Raw genomic sequence first — 18,091 nt, 5'->3', positions numbered from 1 at the left:
TCTATATTGACCACTCTGGTGCTCATACCCGGCCTGGCTTCCGATGCTGTCGTCTGGCAGCCGCTTGCCGATGCCGCGGCCTTGCCGAGCCATCATGCCGACCTGACGCGCGATAGCGCGATCACGGCCATGGCCGAACGCCTGCTGGCGGAGACCACAGGTTCGTTGATCGCTGTCGGCCATTCGATGGGCGGGCGCGTGGCCATGGAAATGGCGCGCCTGGCGCCGGAACGATTGGCCGGTCTGGTCTTGGCCAATACCGGTCACCATCCCAGGCGCGCAGGCGAGGATGCGCGGCGCCAGGAAATGATCGATCTGGGCAACCGCGATATCGAGCTGCTGGCCGATGTGTGGCTGCCGCCCATGCTGGACCCGGCGCGGACCACTGATGTGGCGCTGATGGCGCAGTTGCGGGCCATGGTGCGACGGGCGGGTCCGGCTGTGCATGAGCGCCAGATTCGCGCGCTGCTCGGTCGGCCCGATGCCATGGCCTATATCCCCAGCCTCGCCTGCCCCATGCTGCTGGTCGCAGCGCAGCAGGATGGCTGGAGTCCCATTGCCCAGCACCGCGAGATCGCGGCCGCGGCGCCCGATGCCGAACTGAGCATCATCGACAATGCCGGCCACTTCGCACCGCTGGAGCGGCCGGCCGAAGTCACCACCGCCATTACATCCTGGCTTGACCGCCGATTTGGAGACCGACATGCCTGAACACCGGGCCATACCCGATACGCCGCTGTTCGACCGTGACGGGTCGATCCTGGGCTACGAACTCAACAAGATGGCGATGGCCTTGAGCCAGGCGGCCAACCGCGACGCCTTTCGGGCGGATGAGGAAGCCTATCTAGACCGCTTCGGCCTCAGCGCCGCGCAAAAGCGCGCTGTTCTGGCGCGCGACTGGCACGAAATGGTGCGGCTGGGTGGCAATTTGTTTTTCATCCTCAAGATCGCAGCGGTCGATCCGACGCCGATCACCCAGATCGGCGCAGCGCAGGCCGGGATGTCGCACGACGATTTTCTCTACGAACGACTTGGAAAGCAGCGCAATGGCTAAGATCATCGGCGGGGTGGGTACGAGCCACGTGCCTTCCATTGGCGTGGCGCTCGACAAGGGTCTGCGCGACACGGCGGACTGGAAGCCGTTCTTTGATGGCTATGAGGCCGGCAAGGCCTGGATGCGCGACGCCAAGCCAGACATTGCCGTCGTCATCTTCAACGACCATGGCAATACCTTCTTTCTCGACAAGGTGCCCACCTTCGCCGTGGGCGTGGCCGAGAGCTACCAGCCCATCGACGAAGGCTGGGGGCCACGCGCTATTCCGCCCTTCGCTGGTGCGGTGGATTTCTCCTGGCACTTCGTCGACAAGCTCGTCGAGAGCCATTTCGACCCGCTGGTGTGCCGCGAAATCGAGGTGGATCACGGGTTGCAGGTGCCGATGGAGCTGTTCTTCGGTCGGCCCGACGCCTGGCCCGTCACGATACTGCCCATCTGGGTCAACACCATCCAGTATCCGATCCCGACGCCGCAGCGCTGCTGGGACATGGGCACGGTGCTGCGCCAGGCCATCGAATCCTGGCCGGGCGATGAGCGCGTGGTCATCATGGGCACCGGCGGCTTGTCGCACCAGTTGCAGGGCGCGCGCGCCGGCTTCATCAACCAGCAAGCCGACCGTGCCTGGCTCGAAGGCATTGCCGCCAATCCCGAGCCCTACCGCAATATGAGCCGGCAGGATTATGTCGAGCAATTCGGCTCCGAAGGGGCCGAACTCATCATGTGGCTGGTGATGCGCGCCGCGATGAACCAGGACGTCAATCTGATCCACAAGCATTACCACGCCCCGGCCTCGATGACGGGCGCCGGGATGATTGTGGTCGAGAACGCGGCATAGCCATGTTCTTCCTGATGCGTTGCCTGCACCATGCCCAACAGGACATTGTCCGTGACGCGCACCGGCCGGCCCACCGCGAATGGGTGCGGACCGGCGGGGATGGGCTGGCGGTAGTGCTGATTGGATCGGCACTGCTGGATGACGCCGGCAATGGACTGGGCAATTTCGGCGTTCTTGAAGCGGCCGACCTCGATCAGGCTCGCGCCTTTGCCGAGGGTGACCCGTTCAACCAGGCTGGCATTGTCGCCAGCATCGAGCTGACCGTTCTGCCTGACAATTTCCAGGCGCACCGGATCGTCGAACCCATGACGCCGCGGCGCTAGCCCCGAATGGGGCTAGCCTTGAGCGACAGCGATTGAATGTGCTTGAGCGGGAGCGATTAAACCGAGCCCCAGATCGCCTCTGCAGTCTTGACCACCAGCTCCAGCTTGCGCCTCTGGTCGTCCATGGTGATGGAATTGCCTTCTTCGGTGGACGAGAACCCGCATTGCGGGGCAATGCCCAACTGGTCGAGATCGGCATATTTGGCCGCCTCGTCAAACTTGCGGCGCAGGCTGTCGAGACTTTCCAGTTCACCGGTCTTGGTGGTGATGAAGCCGGGCATGACGCGCTTCTTGCCCTTGGGCAGCAGGCGCAGCGGCTCGAGCCCGCCAGCGCGGTCAGTGTCATATTCCATGAAATAGATGTCGACGCCGGTCTTGTTGAAGACGGCATCTGCCGCCGGGTCATAGGCACCCTCGGCGATCCAGGTCGATTTGAAATTGCCACGGCACATATGCATGCCGATCACCATGTCGTCGGGACGACCCTCGATCGCGTCATGCATCATCTTGGCATATTGCTCGATCAGCCAGTCTGGATCGAGCCCCTGCGCCTGCTTTTCGGCGCGGATCTTGGGATCGCACAGATAGGCAAAGAAGATGTCGTCCATCTGCAGATAGCGGCAGCCGACGTCGTAAAACGCCTGAACAGCCTTCTTGTAGGTTTTGGCCAGATCGGCGAACAGCAGTTCGAGATCATCGCTATAGGGCTTGTGGCCGATATCGTCCTTGCTAACGCGGAAATGGCAGCAGCTCGGGCCCGGGATCGAGATCTTGGGCATCACCTTGGTATTGGCGGCAACGAACTTGAAATGCTCAAGCATCGGATGGTCGGCCGGGAAATCCACCGGGCCGGTAATGGTCGGGAAGATCGGCCGCGTATTGGCGCCCTTGAAATTATGGCCGGTGGCCACGTCGCGCTCGACAAACTTGAAACCGTCGAGCTCCTGCATGAAATCGTAATGCCAGAACGAACGGCGGATCTCGCCATCTGTCACCACCGGCAGGCCGACATCCTCTTGCAACTTGATGGCTTCGCGGATGGCTTCGTCCTCGACTTCAGTCAACGCCTCGCGGCTGATGCTGTGCTCATCAAGGTGCTGCCGCCGCGCCTGCTTGACCGCAGAATTGCGCAACAGGGAACCGACATGGTCGGCACGAAACGGGGGGCGGGCAATCGTCATTGATTTCTCCTGAAGCGGCACTTTTGCAATCACTGTGTACACAGCCCAAGCCGCGCCCGGCAAGTATCAAGCCGCCGCAGCCAGAAATCCGCCGGAAATTGCCAGCAAATGTACACGCCTGCTTCAGGCAAATCCCGCTTTTGCCTGTGGCAGGGTCTGGCGGTTCATCCACTCTGCAGCCGTCTTGATGCCCCCCAGCGGGAACATATGCAACTGACTGATCAGGCTGTCGGGATGGCGCGCCTTGTAGTCAACAAAGCCGGCAACCACCTCGGTCGGCTCATACGGCGTTAGCAGCTTGGTCAGGTCTCGCGCCCGCTTCTGCAGCACGCTGACCGATGGACCGACGCCGCAGGCCAGCGCGAACTGGATCAGCGTCTGCAGTTTGGCGGGCCCGGCAATGCCGGCATGGATCGGCATGGTAATGCCCAGATCAGCGATTCGTTCGGCCCAAGCCGTCACCGCTGCCGTCTCGAAGGCAAACTGCGTTACGATGGCCATTTGTGCATCGGTACGCGCCGCATAATCCTGCTTGAACGCCAGCGCGCTGTCGACATTGACGGTGCCGCCGCCCTGGTCAATATCGCGATTGCCCTCTGGGTGGCCGGCCACATGCAAATGGGTAAAGCCGTGGCGGTCGAACAACCCGGTTTCGATCAGCTGTAGCGAGCTGTCAAAGCGGCCCACTGGCGCCGCATTGCCGCCGCCCAGCAGCAGCGCCCTGGTTACCCCGGCCTCGTCGCGATAGCGCTTGATCCACTCCTCCAGCATCGCCGCGTCGGCAATGGCGCGCGCCGGAACGTGCGGCATCACAGCAAAACCCTCTTCGTGCAAACGGCGCGCCGTCGCCACCATGTCCTCAATGGGGGTGCCCGCGATGTGGGCGACATAGACCAGCGTGTCTGCGGGCAGCAGCGCCCGGAAGTCCTCGATCTTGGCCGCCGTACGCGGCATGACCTCGATGGACCAGCCGGAGATGATGTCGGCACCGCGCTCAGGCGACGTCCTGGCGCCAGGATGTGCATCAAGATTCAACAAGGCCATTCGCTCCTCCTCAGCTCCTACATGTATACATAGCGAATAGGATTCAAATCAAGTGGAGTCGTAAAAACGCCTATATCGGCCATATTGGCCCTATAACCACCGTTGCAACGCCATGACTGTTGTCGCATAGTGCATACACAAACCGGCTCAGACCGGCGCATTGAACAGGCGAGACGCAGCAATGCTCGCGCGGGGCTGATGGGAGGAGGGTGCCATGGTCAAATCGAGTTTTAGCGTCGCCCGTCTCGGTCACCTCGGGCGCTTTAGCGACAGGATCGGAGAGATCCTGGATTTAGTCATCCGCCTCTATGGGCTGACCGCGGGCTTGCTCGAGGGCGGCGTCGCCTGGTTGCGCGCCTTGTGCCCGACCGATCCGGACAGAAATTCCTTTGCATGAAGCGAGACCAGCAGTGACCGATTATATTCTCACCCTGCGGTGCGGCAATCGTAGTGGCATCGTGGCCGCCGTGGCCGCCCGCATCGCCAGCCATGGCGGCGACATTTTCGAGGCTCACCAGTTCGACGATCCGGCCACCGGCATGTTCTTCATGCGCGTAGCCTTCACCATGGCAACGCCCGAGGCCGATTTCCGCGCCGGCATCGCCGAGGAAGTGACCAATCTGAAGCTCGATTTCTCGCTGCGCCTGATCGGCCACAAGCGCAAGGTGCTGTTCCTTGTCTCCAGGTTTGACCATTGCCTGGGCGACTTGCTCTATCGCATGCGCATCGGTGAACTCGATATCGAGGCCGTAGGCATCGTCAGCAACCATCCGCGCGAGGCCTTGAACCTGACACTGATGGAGGGCATCCCCTATCATTACCTGCCCGTGGCCAAGGATAACAAGGCAGCGCAGGAGGCCGCGATCAAGGCGATCATCGAGGAAACCGGGGCTGAACTGGTGGTGCTGGCCCGCTATATGCAGATTCTCTCCGATGATTTTTCTGGTTATCTGGCGGGGCGCTGCATCAATATCCACCATTCCTTCCTGCCCGGCTTCAAGGGCGCCAAGCCCTATCACCAGGCCCATGAGCGCGGCGTCAAGATGATTGGCGCCACCGCGCATTACGTGACGGCCGATCTCGATGAAGGCCCGATTATCTGCCAGGATGTGGAGCCGGTGAGTCACGCCGACACACCCGAGGATCTGGTGCGCAAGGGCCGCGACATCGAGCGTCGGGTGCTGGCCCGCGCCGTGGCCTGGCACCTGGAAGACCGCGTGCTGATCAACAAGCACAAGACGGTGGTGTTCCAGCGCTAGTGCGCAGGACAGGAGAGTGCAGTTGAAAATCGGTTTCCTGGGCTATGGCGAAGCCGCCCGTGCCTTCCATGAGGGGCTAAATGAAGCCGTTCTGGCCTATGATATCCTGCTCGATGGCGATGACGACGGCATGCGTGAGGCGATGAAATCGCGCGGCGCCACGCCGGTGGCCATTGCCGGCCTCGCCGACGCCGACTGGATTTTCAGCGCCGTCACCGCCGACCAGAGCCTGCTGGCCGTGGCGCCGCTGCTGCCCCACCTGCGCCCGGGGCAACTGCTCATCGACATCAACTCCGTCTCGCCCGGCCGCAAGCGTGAAACGGCGGCGGCGGTGGAAGCGGCGGGCGCCGGCTATCTCGACATGGCGGTCATGGCGCCGGTCCATCCCAAAAACCATGCCACGCCGGTATTGCTGGCGGGCGAACCTGCCGAGCGCCTGCTGCCGCAATTGCTGGCGCTGGGGTTCTCCGCCAGTATTGCTGGCGCCGAGCCGGGTGCGGCCACCGCCATCAAGATGGTCCGATCACTGTTCGTGAAGGGCCTTGAGGCCATCACCGTTGAGACACTGCTGGCTGCGCGCGCCTCCGGGTGCTTTGACGAAATTCTTGCTTCGCTGTCGGCATCCTATCCCGGCCTGGACTGGTCGCGCTTTGCCGCCTACCAGTTCGAGCGCACCACCCGCCACGGCCATCGCCGCGCCGCTGAAATGCGCGAGAGCGGCGCGACCCTCGACGCGCTGGGCCTGCATGGCGCCTTGGCGCGCGAAATAGCGGCGGTGCAGGAGGCGATGGGGGCCGCCGGCGTTACACCACAGTCGCCCTTGCCCGACACCGTGCAACAGGTTCTTGCGCGGAGGGTGGCAAAGCCCGACGCCTAGCTGGCGCCGAGCTTGAGGCCCAGATAGCGCTCCAGCGTGACACTGTCCTTGAGCAGATCGGCGGAGGCGGCGCGGTGCGCGATCATGCCACGTTCGATGATGATCGCCTGCTGGGTGAGCCCCAGCGCCACCTCGGCATGCTGCTCCACCAGTATCAGGGCAATGCCTTCGTCGATCGCCATCTGGCGCACGGCGGCCGTCAGCTCCTCGACAATGATCGGGGCCAGCCCCTCAAACGGCTCGTCGAGCAACAGCACGGCCGGATTGGTCATCAGCGTACGGCCTATCGCCAGCATCTGCTGCTCGCCGCCCGACAGTTGATTGCCCATATTGGCCCGGCGATCAGCCAGGCGGGGAAACAATCGGTAGATGGCCGGCAGGTCCCAGCGACCAGAACGGGCGATGACGGTGAGGTTTTCCTCGATTGTCAGCGAGGCAAAGATATCGCGCTCCTGCGCCACCCAACCCAGGCCGAGCTGGGCTCTTTTGTGGGGCGCCAGCCGCGAAATGTCGGTGCCGCGCCAATGGATGGAGCCGCGCGCCAGCGTGACAAAACCCATGGCCGTGAGCAGCAGGGTGGACTTGCCGACCCCGTTGCGGCCGAGCAGCGCCAGGCTGCCATTGGGGGGCAGGCTTAGCGACATGTTATCGAGCACCACGGCCTCGCCATAGCCGGAGCGGACGTCACGGAATTCCAGCAGCGGCTCAGTCATGTCCACGCCCCAGATAGACTTCGCGCACCCGTGGATCGCTGCGCACAGTTTGCGGATCAGCTTCCAGCAGCACCGCGCCCCCCACCAGCACGATGATGCGGGAGGCGAATTTGAAGACGATATCCATGTCGTGCTCGATGAACAGTACCGAGATATCGGCGGGCAGCGCCGCAATCACCGAAAACAGTGCCGCGCTCTCGTCCTTGGGCACCCCGGCTGCCGGCTCGTCGAGCAACAGCACACGCGGCCGAGTAGCCAGCGCCAGGGCGATCTCCAGCAGTCGCTGTTGGCCATAGGGCAAGGTACGGGTGGTGCGGGTGGCCACATCGGCCAGGCCCAACTGCCCCAGAATGGTGAAGCTCTCCTCGATCGCCTCGTTGTGTGATGCCAGCCGGCGCCAGAACTGGCCCGCGCAGCGCTGGCGCTCGAGCACCGCCAGGGTGACCGCCTCGATCGGCGTCAGATCGGGAAACAGGGTATTGATCTGGAAGGTGCGGCTCAGGCCCAGCCGCACCCGGTTGGCCGGCGCCAGAGCGGTGATATCGCCGCCCTCCAGTTCGATCCGCCCGGCATCGGGCTGCAGCTGGCCGGTCAGCAGGTTGATCAGCGTGGTCTTGCCCGCGCCATTGGGGCCGATCAGCGCGTGGCGGGCGCCGCGCGGCAGGGCGATGGCGACGTCGCGGGTCACGTCGAGCTTGCCGAAATTCTTGGTGAGCCCGGTGGCGCGCAATACGATGTCTTCGCCCGCCATCATTTGGCCCTCGCCACGATGCGCGCGAGAAAGCCCAGAATGCCCTTGGGCATGAACAGCACGACGACCATCAGCAGCATGCCGATGCCGAAATACCAGTATTGTGGATTGATGCCGGCGAGTTGATCGCGGGCGACAAGGAATATGAAGGTGCCCAGGATTGCCCCATAGAGTCGCCCGGTGCCGCCCAGGATCAGCATCACCACGACGTCGGCCGAGCGCTCGAAGCTCAGCGAGTCCAGCGCTACCGTATTGGTGGTCTGGGCCAGCAGTCCCCCGGCCAGCCCGGCAATGGCAGCCGAAATGGCATAGATCAGCCGCAGGTGGCTCTTGTGGTCGGCGCCAATGGCCGGCATGCGCTTGACGTTCTCGCGAATACCGCGCAGCGCCAGTCCGAAGGACGAATTGACCAGGCGGCGGCTGAGCAGGAAGCACAGGAACAGCACCGCCAGCGCATAGCCATAGGCGGTATAGCCCCACATATCGAAGCGGAACTGGCCGAACACCGGCCAGGTGCTGATGCCGCGCAGCCCGTCAGTGCCGCCGGTCAGCCAGTGCAGGGCGTTGGCCAGTTCGTAGGTCAGGAAGCCAAGGCCCAGTGTCACCATTATCAGCGCCAGATGCTGCACCCGGGTGATGAGGAAGCTGATGATATAGCCGATGATGCCGGCAAACAGCCCGGCCATCAGCAGGCCGGAAATGGGCTCGCCCCAGCCATGCACGCTGATGATGCCGGCAAAATAGGCGCCCAGCCCGAAGAACATGGCGTGCCCCAGCGTCACGATGCCGGCATAGCCCAGGATCAGGTCGACCGAGATGGCAAACAGCGCGGCGATGGCGATCTGATTGGCCAGTGGCAGGTAGGTGGGAAAGAAGATGAACGGCAGCAGTGTCGCCAGCCAGAACAGGATTTCAAAGGGTGACCAGCGGCTGCGGCGACGCAGCCAGTCGCGCGCTTCGATGGGGGCGGAGACCGGTGTTTGCATAGCCATCTCCTAGCGCTTGCCGAACAGGCCGAGCGGCCGCACCAGCAGGATGGCCACCAGCATCAGGTAGATGAGAAAGCTGCCGATCTCGGGCCAGAAATACTTGCCCGCAACATCGCCGATGCCGAGCAGGGCCGCGCCGACAAAGGAGCCGGTGATCGAGCCCAGCCCGCCGACCGACACCACGATCAACACATAGACCAGCATCTGGAAGCCAAAGGACGGTGACAGCCCGACGATCTCGACCGCCAGCGCACCGCCCAGGCCCGCCAACCCGCTGCCCAGGGCAAAGGTGATGGCAAAAACCCGCTCGACATCAAGGCCCAGCCCCTGCGCCATGCGCTGATTGTCCACGGCCGCGCGGACCTGCGCGCCCAGCCTTGTGCGTTCCAGCCCGAACACCAGCAATGCAGTGACGATCAGCGCCACGAGGATAATGAAGGCGCGATAGACGCCAAAGCGGACGTCGCCGATTTCCACCGAGCCCCGCAGCCAGGACGGCAGGATGATGACCTGCTGCACCGTGCCAAAAACGAAAGTGGCGACGGCCGCGGAGACAAAGACGGCGCCAATGGTGAACAGCACCTGATTGAGTTCGCCAGCGCGGTAAAGCCGGCGGAACAGGGTGCGTTCGACGATGACGCTGAGCAGCGCCATGGCGATGAAGGCCAGGGGCAGGGCCGCGAGGAAAGGCAGGCCGAGCTGGCGCATGGCGGTGACGGCGACATAGCCGCCGAACATGCCAAAGGCGCCATGCGCCAGGTTGATGAAATTCATCATGCCCAGCGTAACCGACAGGCCTACCGACAACAAAAACAGCAGCATCCCGAAGGCGAAGCCGTCAAACAGCACAATGGCAATCTGGCTGATCATGGCGTTCCTGCTACTGGTTCACGCGTCATCTGCTGACCTTATCCGGAGCTCTCAGTCGTCTCCCTCCCCCTTGTGGGGGGGATCAAGGGTGGGGGTGTTTGGCTCTGATATCGGGGACGTCGCGCCCCACCCTCAGTCCCTCCCCACGGGGGGGAGGGAGGCAGATCGGGGATGGTGGCGACAGCAGGATATCCAGGCAAACGCGCCTTACTTCGCCGCGCCGTGCAGCGGGTCCTTGACGTCGGGGATCTCCTCCAGAATCACGTTCCGCATCTTGCCATCCACCTCCTGGACTTCGCGGATATAGACGGTCTGGACCACGTCGCGGGTTTCCGGGTCGATCGACATCGGGCCGCGCGGGCTGTCCCAGGCCATGCCCTTGGCAGCTTCAATCAGGGCATCGCCGCTGGAATCGCCCTCGGTGGCCTCGAGCGCCTCGAAGATAAGGTGCATGCCGTCATAGCCACCAATCGAGAACAGGTCCGGCTCGCGGCCATTATTGGCGGCCGTGTAGGCCTCGACATAGGCCTGGTTCATCGCATCATCGCGTTCCAGCGTGTAGTGGAAGGTGGTGATGATGCCGCGGGCCGTCTCTCCCATGCTTTCGAGCGCCTCGGGGTGCGTCAGTTCACCTTGGGCCAGCACTTTGATGTCGGGCGGGGACAGACCACGGTCGGCCAGCGCCTTGCCGATGGCAGCAGGCTGGGCGCCGCCAGGCACGAAAATGTATACAGCTTCGGGTGCCGCGTCGGCGACGCGCTGCACATAGGCCGAGAAGTCGGGATTGGCGACCGGGGTGCGGTCGGCGCCGACAATCTTGCCGCCGGCTTCGGTAAAGCCCTTGGCAAACGATGCCTCGGCGTCGATGCCGGGACCGTAGTCGGCAACCAGCGTATAGGCCTCGCGGATGCCCTGCTCATAGGCCCAGCTGCCGAACGAATAGTTGAGCTGCGGAATGGTCACGCCCGTGCGTACAATATAGGGCGACTGCTCGGTAACGACAGAGGTTGCCGCGTTCATTACCACCATCAGCTTCTTGGCCTCGGTGGCAATCTCGGCGGCCCCGAGAGCCTCGGGCGTCAAGGCAAAACCGGCGATAATGTCGACATTGTCGCGCACCACCAGTTCCTGCGCCAGGCGCCGGGCCACATCGGGAGCCGGGCCGCCAGTGTCGCGCTTGATAAGCTCGATGGTGCGGCCGGCAACTTCATTGCCGTGCTCGGCCAGATACAGATCAATGCCGGCCTGGAGCTGATTCGCCGCGTCCGCGAACGGCCCCGAATAGGGCAGGATAACGCCGATCTTGAGCGTTTCCTGTGCCATGGCCCCAGCCGACCAGGCCAGGCCGAGGCCAAGCACTGCGGCAACTGCTGTTCTTCTCAACATGATATCCTCCCTGATAGTTTTGACGAGAGGGCACAGGGTCGTTTGCGACTTCTCTTGTGCCTCTTGCGACGGACTGTATACACGATGGCCGGTTTCGCCAAGTATCTGTGTGGTCCGGCATCCCTCTTTGAGCGCGACAATCTCATCCCGGCTGGCGCCAACTTGCAGGGTCGCCGCCGTTCGGTATGTGCCGGCGTGAATTCTAGCCTCGCGCTGCCACGATACGGTGCCGCTCATGCCGAGCGAAGGTCCCACGCGAGGTGCGGCAAGCCGGCAGCCATTGTGTTGACTGAGGGTGAGATGATGACTGACTGCAGGTTGGACTGCCATATAAGGCAGGCGTGTGAGCTGCTACCTGAAACGCCGCCTCATAGCTACACAACATATTCAATCTATGGGATTTAAAAGTAGCTGGCGTTGCTAGACCAGAACGACGTTCACCGGGCGGCGGGGCGAAAAAGGCAGCGTCGGGCCGTAGCCGAAGCGCATGATGATGTCGGGCCGCATTCCACCTTCCCCAATCAGCGCCGCCAGTTCAGGCCGCAGCAGTGCGACCTCGGCAGGCTGGTTGACGAAGGCGTGTTTGAGGCCGGAAGCGGTTGCGGCAAGCGCGAAACGCTGGCAGGCGCGACCGACCGCGATCCAGTGCGCTTTGTCCTCACGCTCCGCCAGAAAGATCGCGATACCGGCCGAGGAGTCGATCTGACGGGCATATTTGTCGCTTTCGGCACCAGCTGCAAAGAACGTGTCAAAAGCGATACCACCGAGAAAATCCGGGAGTACGGGATTGCCGCTTGTCGCCGAGAACAGCCCATCACCCGACGCCATGGCGCTGCGCGGACTGAACCGCAGCCATTGTTTCAGCTCGGCCATGAAGGCTGCGTCGGCCATCTGCGCATCGTTGCCGGCAACGATCAGGTCCCGCACCTGACTGATCCGCGCCCGGTCGGAAAGCAGGATGAGACGCACACCCGGCGTTTCGGCGGATTGTCGAAGCGCCTCGATATCGGCCGCAGGCACCGAGCGCCCGTCATATTCCGCTCGGGTGGATTGTCGCAGGGGAATGGCGGCAAGCAGCGGGTGAGGACGGGCCTCAGTCCTGGAGAAGGAATAGCGGATGCGATCGCCTTCAGCGTTCGTTTCCAACTGCCCGGGCCGTCCGGTCGCCGTGGCTGCGATCAGCAGGTTCTCGGCCGCACAACCCAGGCTAACACAAAGATGATGATCGTCAGGATCGACGACCGGTGTCGCGCGCGAAAGGTCGGGCAGTATGTCGATTGCGTCTCCCTCGACGTGGAAACGCCAAGGTTGGGTATTGTGGCCGTTGGCGGCAAGTGTTGCGTATCGGAGGATGTCGACGATGCCCGCGTCGACGCGGATCGGAGCGCGAAGACTGCCTGCATAGGCATCGAAATCGCCCATCGAACCCACCGCCGACCGCCAGCCGACTGCGCCGCCGCCAGCCAACAGCAACGCACCTCCTGCGCCGATAAGCATGTCCCGCCTTTTCATGTCAGCTCCCTTCACCGCCCTTCTACACGGGGTGGCGCAACATGCGGTTGATCTGGGTCAAAGACCGACGCGCGGGGTCGCTGCCATCGATGCCTCATCGGCCTGCCGTCAGATGGCGATACCGACGCAGGAACATGCCCTTCAATGGCGTGAGCGGAGCGGCCGCTTGATAGACAATAACTCGGTCACATCCCGCAGATCTTCAGCGCTCGATACACCGATCTTCAACCACTTCCCGTCGCGGTATGTCTGAGTCGAGTCATAAAGATGCCGGATAGAAATCATGTATTCGTCGCGGCATTCGAGCGGGGCGCGATCATTGAGATTTCAGGCTGCGATTTGTGGAATTGCCAATGTGCGGGTGTCAGGTGTCTCGCAGCCCCTGAAATCCTCGCCACCGTATTTTGGGGTGCGACGCTACGTTGGTTCAACGAATCTCTCCAGCCGCCCCGCCGTGCGCCACTCGATAGAACCTTAGAATTCAATCACCACTGAAGGCGCACTGCGTCGTGCCTCGCCATGGTACACAGCTTCAATATTGTTTCCATCGGGGTCGAGCACGAAAGCGGCGTAATATCCGGGGTGATATGTCCGCTCTCCTGGTGCCCCATTGTCTCGCCCGCCATGGGCCAGCGCTGCGCGATAGAAAGCGTCCACTGTCGCGCGATCCTTGGCTTGAAAGGCCAAGTGATGGCGCCCTGTCAGTGCACCTAATGCCGCCGGGCTTTCTGCCGAGGACACGACGAGTTCATCAGCCCAGAAATAGCCGTCGGTCGTGCCGACGATGGGAATCTCCAACACGGCCAACACCGCCGTATAGAAGTCCTGGCTAGCCTCTAGATCGCGCACGACGAGCTGGATGTGGTCGATGAGCCGGCCACGATACAGTTGGGTGGCTTCCATGTTGGTTCTCCCCGCAATATGAGCTTGTGAATTTTTTCCTGAGCGGCGGTGTGAATGATAACAGGCAAGCCCCCGCTACGCGCAACACTCAACCGCGCACCTGTCCAAGATCGCCGTAGTTGTAGGCAACAGGCAAGCTAAAGTGATAGTCCGTGTGGAGGATAATCGCAGACGAGTATGACGACGTGAGAAGGGAAATGGCAGCTTTCCTTGGCCAGATGCGCTAGGGACACTCTGGCTACAAAGCGCCGGTATGCCGCTGTAACCCGTTGTAATAGTTGTACTTAGTAGGGGTGGCGGAGAGAAAGGGATTCGAACCCTTGAGACGGTTCCCCGCCTACACACTTTCCTGGCGTGCGCCTTCGACCACTCGGCCACCTCTCCGCATCGCCTGTAACCCCGGTTGGAAACACCGGAGGGGTCGGCTGGTTGGCCGACGCGAGCGAGGCGCAATATACTTATCGCGAGGCTGGGCGCAAGGGATCACGGGGTTGCGAGGGCAATTGTTTTCATCGCCGGGCGCTACCACCTTGTGAGACGTCCCGCCGCCATGGCACAACAAGGCCGTGCGCGGGGCGCCGATGGGGCAGGCCAGCCTCGCACTCGTCCCCGCCGGCACAGGGAATGTGGATGCGGCTGATCTTGAGAGTTTTGGGCACCTGGCTGATTGGCCTGGCGCTGGTTCTGGCGGTTATTGACGGTACCAAGTCGCTGGGGGCCAATGAACTGCTGTTCACCAGCCTGGGTACGCTGTGGAACCAGCTACACCCGGTGGGCCTGCAGGGCGTGCAGGATTTCCTGCACAGCCGGTTCTTCGGGGATCTGCTTGATGCCACGCTGAGCGCCTTGTTGGGTTATCCGGCCTTTGCCGTAGCGGCTGTGCCGGGCGTGCTGCTGGCGCTGCTGGGTCGCAAGCCGCGGCGCGAACGCTTCCTGCGGCAGGAGCAGATCTAGGCGGGGGTAACCTATGGCCGCGACGGGCCGAATAGCCCATGAAAGGAAATACCATGTTCTTCAAATCCAAGCCGAACACCATACCGGACGCCGCTGCAGCACTGCCCGGACGCGATGCGCAGATGCCGGTAACCGCTGAGCATTTTGTCAATGGCGCGGCGCTGAAGGGGCCTTACCCCAGCGGGGCGGAAACCATCTATTTCGGGCTGGGCTGCTTCTGGGGCGCCGAGCGGCTGTTCTGGGAAATGCCAGGGGTTGTCGTCACCGCCGTGGGCTATCAGGGCGGCAGCACGCCCAATCCGAGCTATGAGGAAGTCTGTTCGGGCCAGACCGGCCATACCGAAGCGGTCAAGGTGGTGTTTGACCCCGCCCGGGTCAGCCTTGAGGCGCTGCTCAAGACCTTCTGGGAGGAGCATGACCCGACCCAGGGCATGCGGCAGGGCAATGATGTGGGCACGCAATATCGCAGCGCCATCTACACCACCACGCCCGCCCAGGCAGCGGTGGTGCAGCACAGCCGCGCGGCCTATCAGGAAGCCCTGCAGGCCAGGGGTCTGGGGGCGATCACCACCGAGATCAAACCGGCGCCGGAGTTCTTTTACGCAGAGACGTATCACCAGCAGTACCTGGCCAAGAATCCGAACGGCTATTGCGGCTTGCAGGGGACCGGGGTGAGCTGCCCGATCGGGCTGGGCGTTACCGCTGCATAGAGCGTTTTCAGCAGAAGTGGCGCCACTTGTGCGGTTCGGAAGCGCGACCGATCAAAGGGCTGGAGCGGTTTCACCGTTTCAGCGAACGGTGAAATGCTCTGGCAGAACCGGCCCGCAGGGACCGCGATCTGTCAGAACCCAAAGCCCCAATTGGCGAGCAGAGCGTGTACCATGACGGCCACCGACAGCGCATTGATGGACCGGACCGGCTTTGAAGCCTTCGCGCTGAGCCTGCCTGGCGCGACGCTGGTGCGGCAATGGGGCGATGCCAGCGTCGCCAAAGTGGGTGGCAGGATCTTTGCCATCCTCTCGGGCTGGGGTGCCGATGCGGGACCCGGGCTCAGCTTCAAGTGCTCCGAGCTGGCCTTCGCGATGCTGCCCGAACTGGAAAACGTGCGGCCGGCCCCCTATCTGGCGCGCGCCCAATGGGTGCAGGTGCTCCCCGGATCGCCCCTGACCTCCGATGATCTGCGCGCCTATGTGCGCGAAGCGCACCGGCTGGTCGCGAGCAGGCTGACCCACAAGCGCCGGGCCGAGCTGGGGCTCGACGCGCTCACTGCGGCTGCACCGCATAAATCGTAAGCACGCTGTCGGGTGGGCTCACCGCCACCAGCCATGCCGGCAATCGGTCCTGCGCATAGAGCGCGGCAAAGCTGTCTTCGGCGCGGCTGGCCAGGCCCTGCAGTTCGGCCATGCCGGGGCACAGCACGACCAGACCAATGTCGCGCGCGGCCAGCACGGCGCGGGCATCGGCAATCGGGTCATTAAAGAAGCGGAAGGCGTCCCGCACACCCTGCTGATTGCGGTGATAGGGCGCCGCGACCACCGCATGATTGGTATAGAGCTGGATGTGGGCGCCCAGATCGATCGGGGACATGATGCGCGCCGGTGGCATCGCCGCCAGTGCCACGAAGGCCGCTGGCAACAGGCACGGCTCCTTGCTGGCGCGGGCCGCAGTGACCTCCTGCGCGCGGCCCGGCGTCAGCGCGGTCAACTGGCTCACCACCAGCGCCAGGATCACGCCGGAAAATGCCAGCCAGCTGCCCATCAGTCCGGCGATATTGGCCAGGCGCGGGCTGGCCAGATAGCGCTGGCGGGCCACCACGATCAACCAGGCGGCGGCCGGCATGGCGGGCATTACCGATAGCCGGGCGCCGCGCACCTGGGCCAGCATGGTCAGCGCGACGCAGAGCAGGAACACCAGTAGCGCGGCCCATGCGCCCCGATCCTCCCGCACCCTGAGCACCCGATAGAGCACCACCAGCGTGCCAAGCAGCGCCGGCAGGCCGACGGCAAAGCCATAGGCCGGCAGTTCAAATACACTGACCAGCCAGGGCTTGGCCTCGACGATATTGGCGATCCAGTTGTCCTGCAGCCAGGGGTCCAGCGCGCCATAGGGTCCCTGCAGGCATTGCGGCCAGGCCAGGGCGACCAGCCCCATGCCAAGACCGCCCAGCAGGGCGAGCAGGGCAAAGCGCTGCCAGGCCGCCCGGGCGGGGATCAGGCTGGCCAGGGTAAAGGCGGCGGCCACGGCAAGCGCCACCCCCACATAGACGGGCGAGAGCACGTCACAGGCCGGTTCCAGCCAGCGGCCGGGCGGGCGGAACAGCGCCAGATGGCCCATGGCGCCGGCAGCAAAGGCCAGCCCGAAATTGCGCATGGTGGCGGCCTTGCCGGCGTCGAACACATAGAGCAGGCCCAGCACCAGAATGGCGGCGGCAATGGTGGGCAGGGCTTCGGTGGCGATGGCCAGCGCGGTCGCCGCCAGCAGGCCGCTGAGCACGGCAAAGCGGGGGCGGCGCAGCGCCTCGATGCTGGCCCAGGCCGTGGCCAGGGTAAGAATGATGACGAGGTTGTGGTGATCAACCCGGCCGGGGGTGAATTCGGCCGTGATGGCCGGATTGAGCACCGGCAGCACCACGGCGGGCAGGACGCCCTCGGGGCCCACCAGGCGATTGGCCAGCAGCGCGCTGATCCACAGCAGCACTCCCAGCAGGGCCATGGGCCAGACATAGCCCGTAGCAATGATGGCCAGATCGGCCCCCAGCAGCGGGGTGAAGGCCATGACCAGACCGGCAAGCGGCAGATCGACCAGCCGCGACCAATGCAGTTCGGCGCCGAACGGCGTATTGAGCCGGTGCGCCGTCAGATCGTACCAGGGCTGCCCCTGGATAAAATCCATCACCCTGACCATGCGCATGGCGTCGTCGGTATCGGCAAAGAATGGCAATTCGGCCCGGGCGAACAGTGTCCGCAGGACCAGGATGACCGCAGCGCCAGCGCCAGCGAGCAGGATCAGGCGCCAATCGGGGCTGCGGCGGTGTGGGGCGGAGCTGGTCAAGACGCGATCCTGAAGCTGGAGGTGACCAGCTTGGCGCAGAACGGGTTAAAATGGCGTTCGACGCAGGAGCTGCGCTCAATTGCGCCGCGCAGGCCCCCCATGGCGCCACGCGAGACAGTGGCAGCGGACGGGGCGCCGTGGATCCGCTGCGGGTCCCCGGAGCAGCCCATCAGCGCCCGGTGGCACCGCCAAGGGGCCAATGCCAGCGGTGGCAGCTCCTTCAAAACCCCTTGTTCTGCAAGCATTTGGCACTGCGTACATGAATTTAATTCGGCAATAACAATGCCCGCAGAACTTGTTCAATGGTTTAGAAAGCATTTTGAAAAACAATGGGGGCGCGCTGCAGGAACAAAACCGGTGCCAGCGAGCGATGAGCGATAGCGTGACAC

Annotated in this window: 21 protein-coding genes and 1 tRNA gene; 10 read left to right on the top strand and 12 right to left on the bottom strand. The window is 63.4% G+C overall.

Features of this window, described 5'->3' with window-relative positions; genetic code table 11:
- Positions 1-6 precede the first annotated feature (6 nt).
- The 4 genes from Q8O80_RS00465 to Q8O80_RS00450 are packed head-to-tail and all read left to right on the top strand — an operon-like array spanning position 7 to position 2,212.
- Positions 7-711, top strand: a complete 705-nt coding sequence (locus Q8O80_RS00465; protein ID WP_305575787.1) for an alpha/beta fold hydrolase — start codon at positions 7-9, stop codon at positions 709-711.
- Positions 704-1,054, top strand: coding sequence for an extradiol ring-cleavage dioxygenase (locus tag Q8O80_RS00460; protein WP_305575785.1), 351 nt, complete (start codon positions 704-706; stop codon positions 1,052-1,054). The genes Q8O80_RS00465 and Q8O80_RS00460 overlap by 8 nt, the downstream gene beginning before the upstream one ends.
- On the top strand, positions 1,047-1,889 hold the full coding sequence (locus Q8O80_RS00455) for a class III extradiol dioxygenase family protein (protein ID WP_305575783.1): 843 nt from the start codon (positions 1,047-1,049) through the stop codon (positions 1,887-1,889). The genes Q8O80_RS00460 and Q8O80_RS00455 overlap by 8 nt, the downstream gene beginning before the upstream one ends.
- A gap of 2 nt (positions 1,890-1,891) precedes the next feature.
- Positions 1,892-2,212: a YciI family protein gene (locus Q8O80_RS00450; protein WP_305575781.1), complete on the top strand. Its 321-nt coding sequence runs from the start codon at positions 1,892-1,894 to the stop codon at positions 2,210-2,212.
- Between the two features lie 56 nt (positions 2,213-2,268).
- On the opposite strand, the gene Q8O80_RS00445 is transcribed toward Q8O80_RS00450, so the two are convergent.
- Both Q8O80_RS00445 and Q8O80_RS00440 read right to left on the bottom strand, forming a co-directional pair.
- Positions 2,269-3,393: a 5-methyltetrahydropteroyltriglutamate--homocysteine S-methyltransferase gene (locus tag Q8O80_RS00445; protein ID WP_305575778.1), complete on the bottom strand. Its 1,125-nt coding sequence runs from the start codon at positions 3,391-3,393 to the stop codon at positions 2,269-2,271.
- A 123-nt stretch (positions 3,394-3,516) separates the two neighbouring features.
- On the bottom strand, positions 3,517-4,437 hold the full coding sequence (locus tag Q8O80_RS00440) for a methylenetetrahydrofolate reductase (RefSeq protein ID WP_305575776.1): 921 nt from the start codon (positions 4,435-4,437) through the stop codon (positions 3,517-3,519).
- Between the two features lie 214 nt (positions 4,438-4,651).
- On the opposite strand from Q8O80_RS00440, the gene Q8O80_RS00435 reads away from it, so the two are divergent.
- From Q8O80_RS00435 to Q8O80_RS00425, 3 genes are read left to right on the top strand one after another with little or no spacing between them, the layout of a single operon-like run.
- Positions 4,652-4,834, top strand: a complete 183-nt coding sequence (locus Q8O80_RS00435; RefSeq protein ID WP_305575774.1) for a hypothetical protein — start codon at positions 4,652-4,654, stop codon at positions 4,832-4,834.
- Between the two features lie 13 nt (positions 4,835-4,847).
- On the top strand, positions 4,848-5,696 hold the full coding sequence (gene purU, locus Q8O80_RS00430) for a formyltetrahydrofolate deformylase (protein WP_305575772.1): 849 nt from the start codon (positions 4,848-4,850) through the stop codon (positions 5,694-5,696).
- Between the two features lie 22 nt (positions 5,697-5,718).
- Positions 5,719-6,573, top strand: a complete 855-nt coding sequence (locus tag Q8O80_RS00425) for an NAD(P)-dependent oxidoreductase (protein ID WP_305575770.1) — start codon at positions 5,719-5,721, stop codon at positions 6,571-6,573.
- Here the strand turns inward: Q8O80_RS00425 and Q8O80_RS00420 are convergent.
- The 9 genes from Q8O80_RS00420 to Q8O80_RS00380 form a co-directional block, all read right to left on the bottom strand.
- On the bottom strand, positions 6,570-7,286 hold the full coding sequence (locus Q8O80_RS00420) for an ABC transporter ATP-binding protein (protein WP_305575768.1): 717 nt from the start codon (positions 7,284-7,286) through the stop codon (positions 6,570-6,572). The two genes, Q8O80_RS00425 and Q8O80_RS00420, sit on opposite strands and share 4 nt — an antisense overlap.
- Positions 7,279-8,040, bottom strand: a complete 762-nt coding sequence (locus tag Q8O80_RS00415; protein ID WP_305575766.1) for an ABC transporter ATP-binding protein — start codon at positions 8,038-8,040, stop codon at positions 7,279-7,281. The genes Q8O80_RS00420 and Q8O80_RS00415 overlap by 8 nt, the downstream gene beginning before the upstream one ends.
- On the bottom strand, positions 8,037-9,023 hold the full coding sequence (locus tag Q8O80_RS00410) for a branched-chain amino acid ABC transporter permease (RefSeq protein ID WP_305575764.1): 987 nt from the start codon (positions 9,021-9,023) through the stop codon (positions 8,037-8,039). Before Q8O80_RS00410 ends, Q8O80_RS00415 begins: the two co-directional genes overlap by 4 nt.
- 9 nt (positions 9,024-9,032) lie before the next feature.
- A complete protein-coding gene (locus Q8O80_RS00405; protein WP_305575762.1) occupies positions 9,033-9,896 on the bottom strand; it encodes a branched-chain amino acid ABC transporter permease in 864 nt (287 codons plus the stop codon).
- A gap of 207 nt (positions 9,897-10,103) precedes the next feature.
- The gene (locus Q8O80_RS00400; RefSeq protein ID WP_305575760.1) at positions 10,104-11,282 is read right to left on the bottom strand and encodes an ABC transporter substrate-binding protein; all 1,179 of its coding nucleotides are present in this window, start codon (positions 11,280-11,282) and stop codon (positions 10,104-10,106) included.
- Positions 11,283-11,702: 420 nt separating this feature from the next.
- Positions 11,703-12,794, bottom strand: a complete 1,092-nt coding sequence (locus tag Q8O80_RS00395) for a nitroreductase family protein (protein ID WP_305575758.1) — start codon at positions 12,792-12,794, stop codon at positions 11,703-11,705.
- 141 nt (positions 12,795-12,935) lie between these two features.
- Complete coding sequence (locus Q8O80_RS00390) at positions 12,936-13,079, bottom strand: DUF3788 family protein (protein ID WP_305575756.1); 144 nt, start codon at positions 13,077-13,079, stop codon at positions 12,936-12,938.
- Positions 13,080-13,268: 189 nt separating this feature from the next.
- A complete protein-coding gene (locus tag Q8O80_RS00385) occupies positions 13,269-13,697 on the bottom strand; it encodes a VOC family protein (RefSeq protein WP_305575754.1) in 429 nt (142 codons plus the stop codon).
- A 294-nt stretch (positions 13,698-13,991) separates the two neighbouring features.
- Positions 13,992-14,081: transfer RNA gene (locus Q8O80_RS00380), tRNA-Ser, on the bottom strand.
- A gap of 246 nt (positions 14,082-14,327) precedes the next feature.
- On the opposite strand from Q8O80_RS00380, the gene Q8O80_RS00375 reads away from it, so the two are divergent.
- From Q8O80_RS00375 to Q8O80_RS00365, 3 genes are all read left to right on the top strand, one after another.
- Complete coding sequence (locus Q8O80_RS00375) at positions 14,328-14,651, top strand: hypothetical protein (protein ID WP_305575753.1); 324 nt, start codon at positions 14,328-14,330, stop codon at positions 14,649-14,651.
- 53 nt (positions 14,652-14,704) lie between these two features.
- Positions 14,705-15,361: a peptide-methionine (S)-S-oxide reductase MsrA gene (gene msrA, locus Q8O80_RS00370; RefSeq protein ID WP_305575751.1), complete on the top strand. Its 657-nt coding sequence runs from the start codon at positions 14,705-14,707 to the stop codon at positions 15,359-15,361.
- A 171-nt stretch (positions 15,362-15,532) separates the two neighbouring features.
- Complete coding sequence (locus tag Q8O80_RS00365) at positions 15,533-15,943, top strand: MmcQ/YjbR family DNA-binding protein (protein WP_305575749.1); 411 nt, start codon at positions 15,533-15,535, stop codon at positions 15,941-15,943.
- On the opposite strand, the gene Q8O80_RS00360 is transcribed toward Q8O80_RS00365, so the two are convergent.
- The gene (locus Q8O80_RS00360; RefSeq protein ID WP_305575748.1) at positions 15,915-17,702 is read right to left on the bottom strand and encodes a hypothetical protein; all 1,788 of its coding nucleotides are present in this window, start codon (positions 17,700-17,702) and stop codon (positions 15,915-15,917) included. The two genes, Q8O80_RS00365 and Q8O80_RS00360, sit on opposite strands and share 29 nt — an antisense overlap.
- Positions 17,703-18,091: the final 389 nt, after the last annotated feature.

Origin of the sequence: Devosia sp. (assembly GCF_030689745.1) — a bacterium.
In the GTDB taxonomy this organism is placed as follows: domain Bacteria; phylum Pseudomonadota; class Alphaproteobacteria; order Rhizobiales; family Devosiaceae; genus Devosia; species Devosia alba.
The sequence above is the reverse complement of the archived record's forward strand: the minus strand, read 5'-3'. Positions and strand labels throughout refer to the sequence as shown.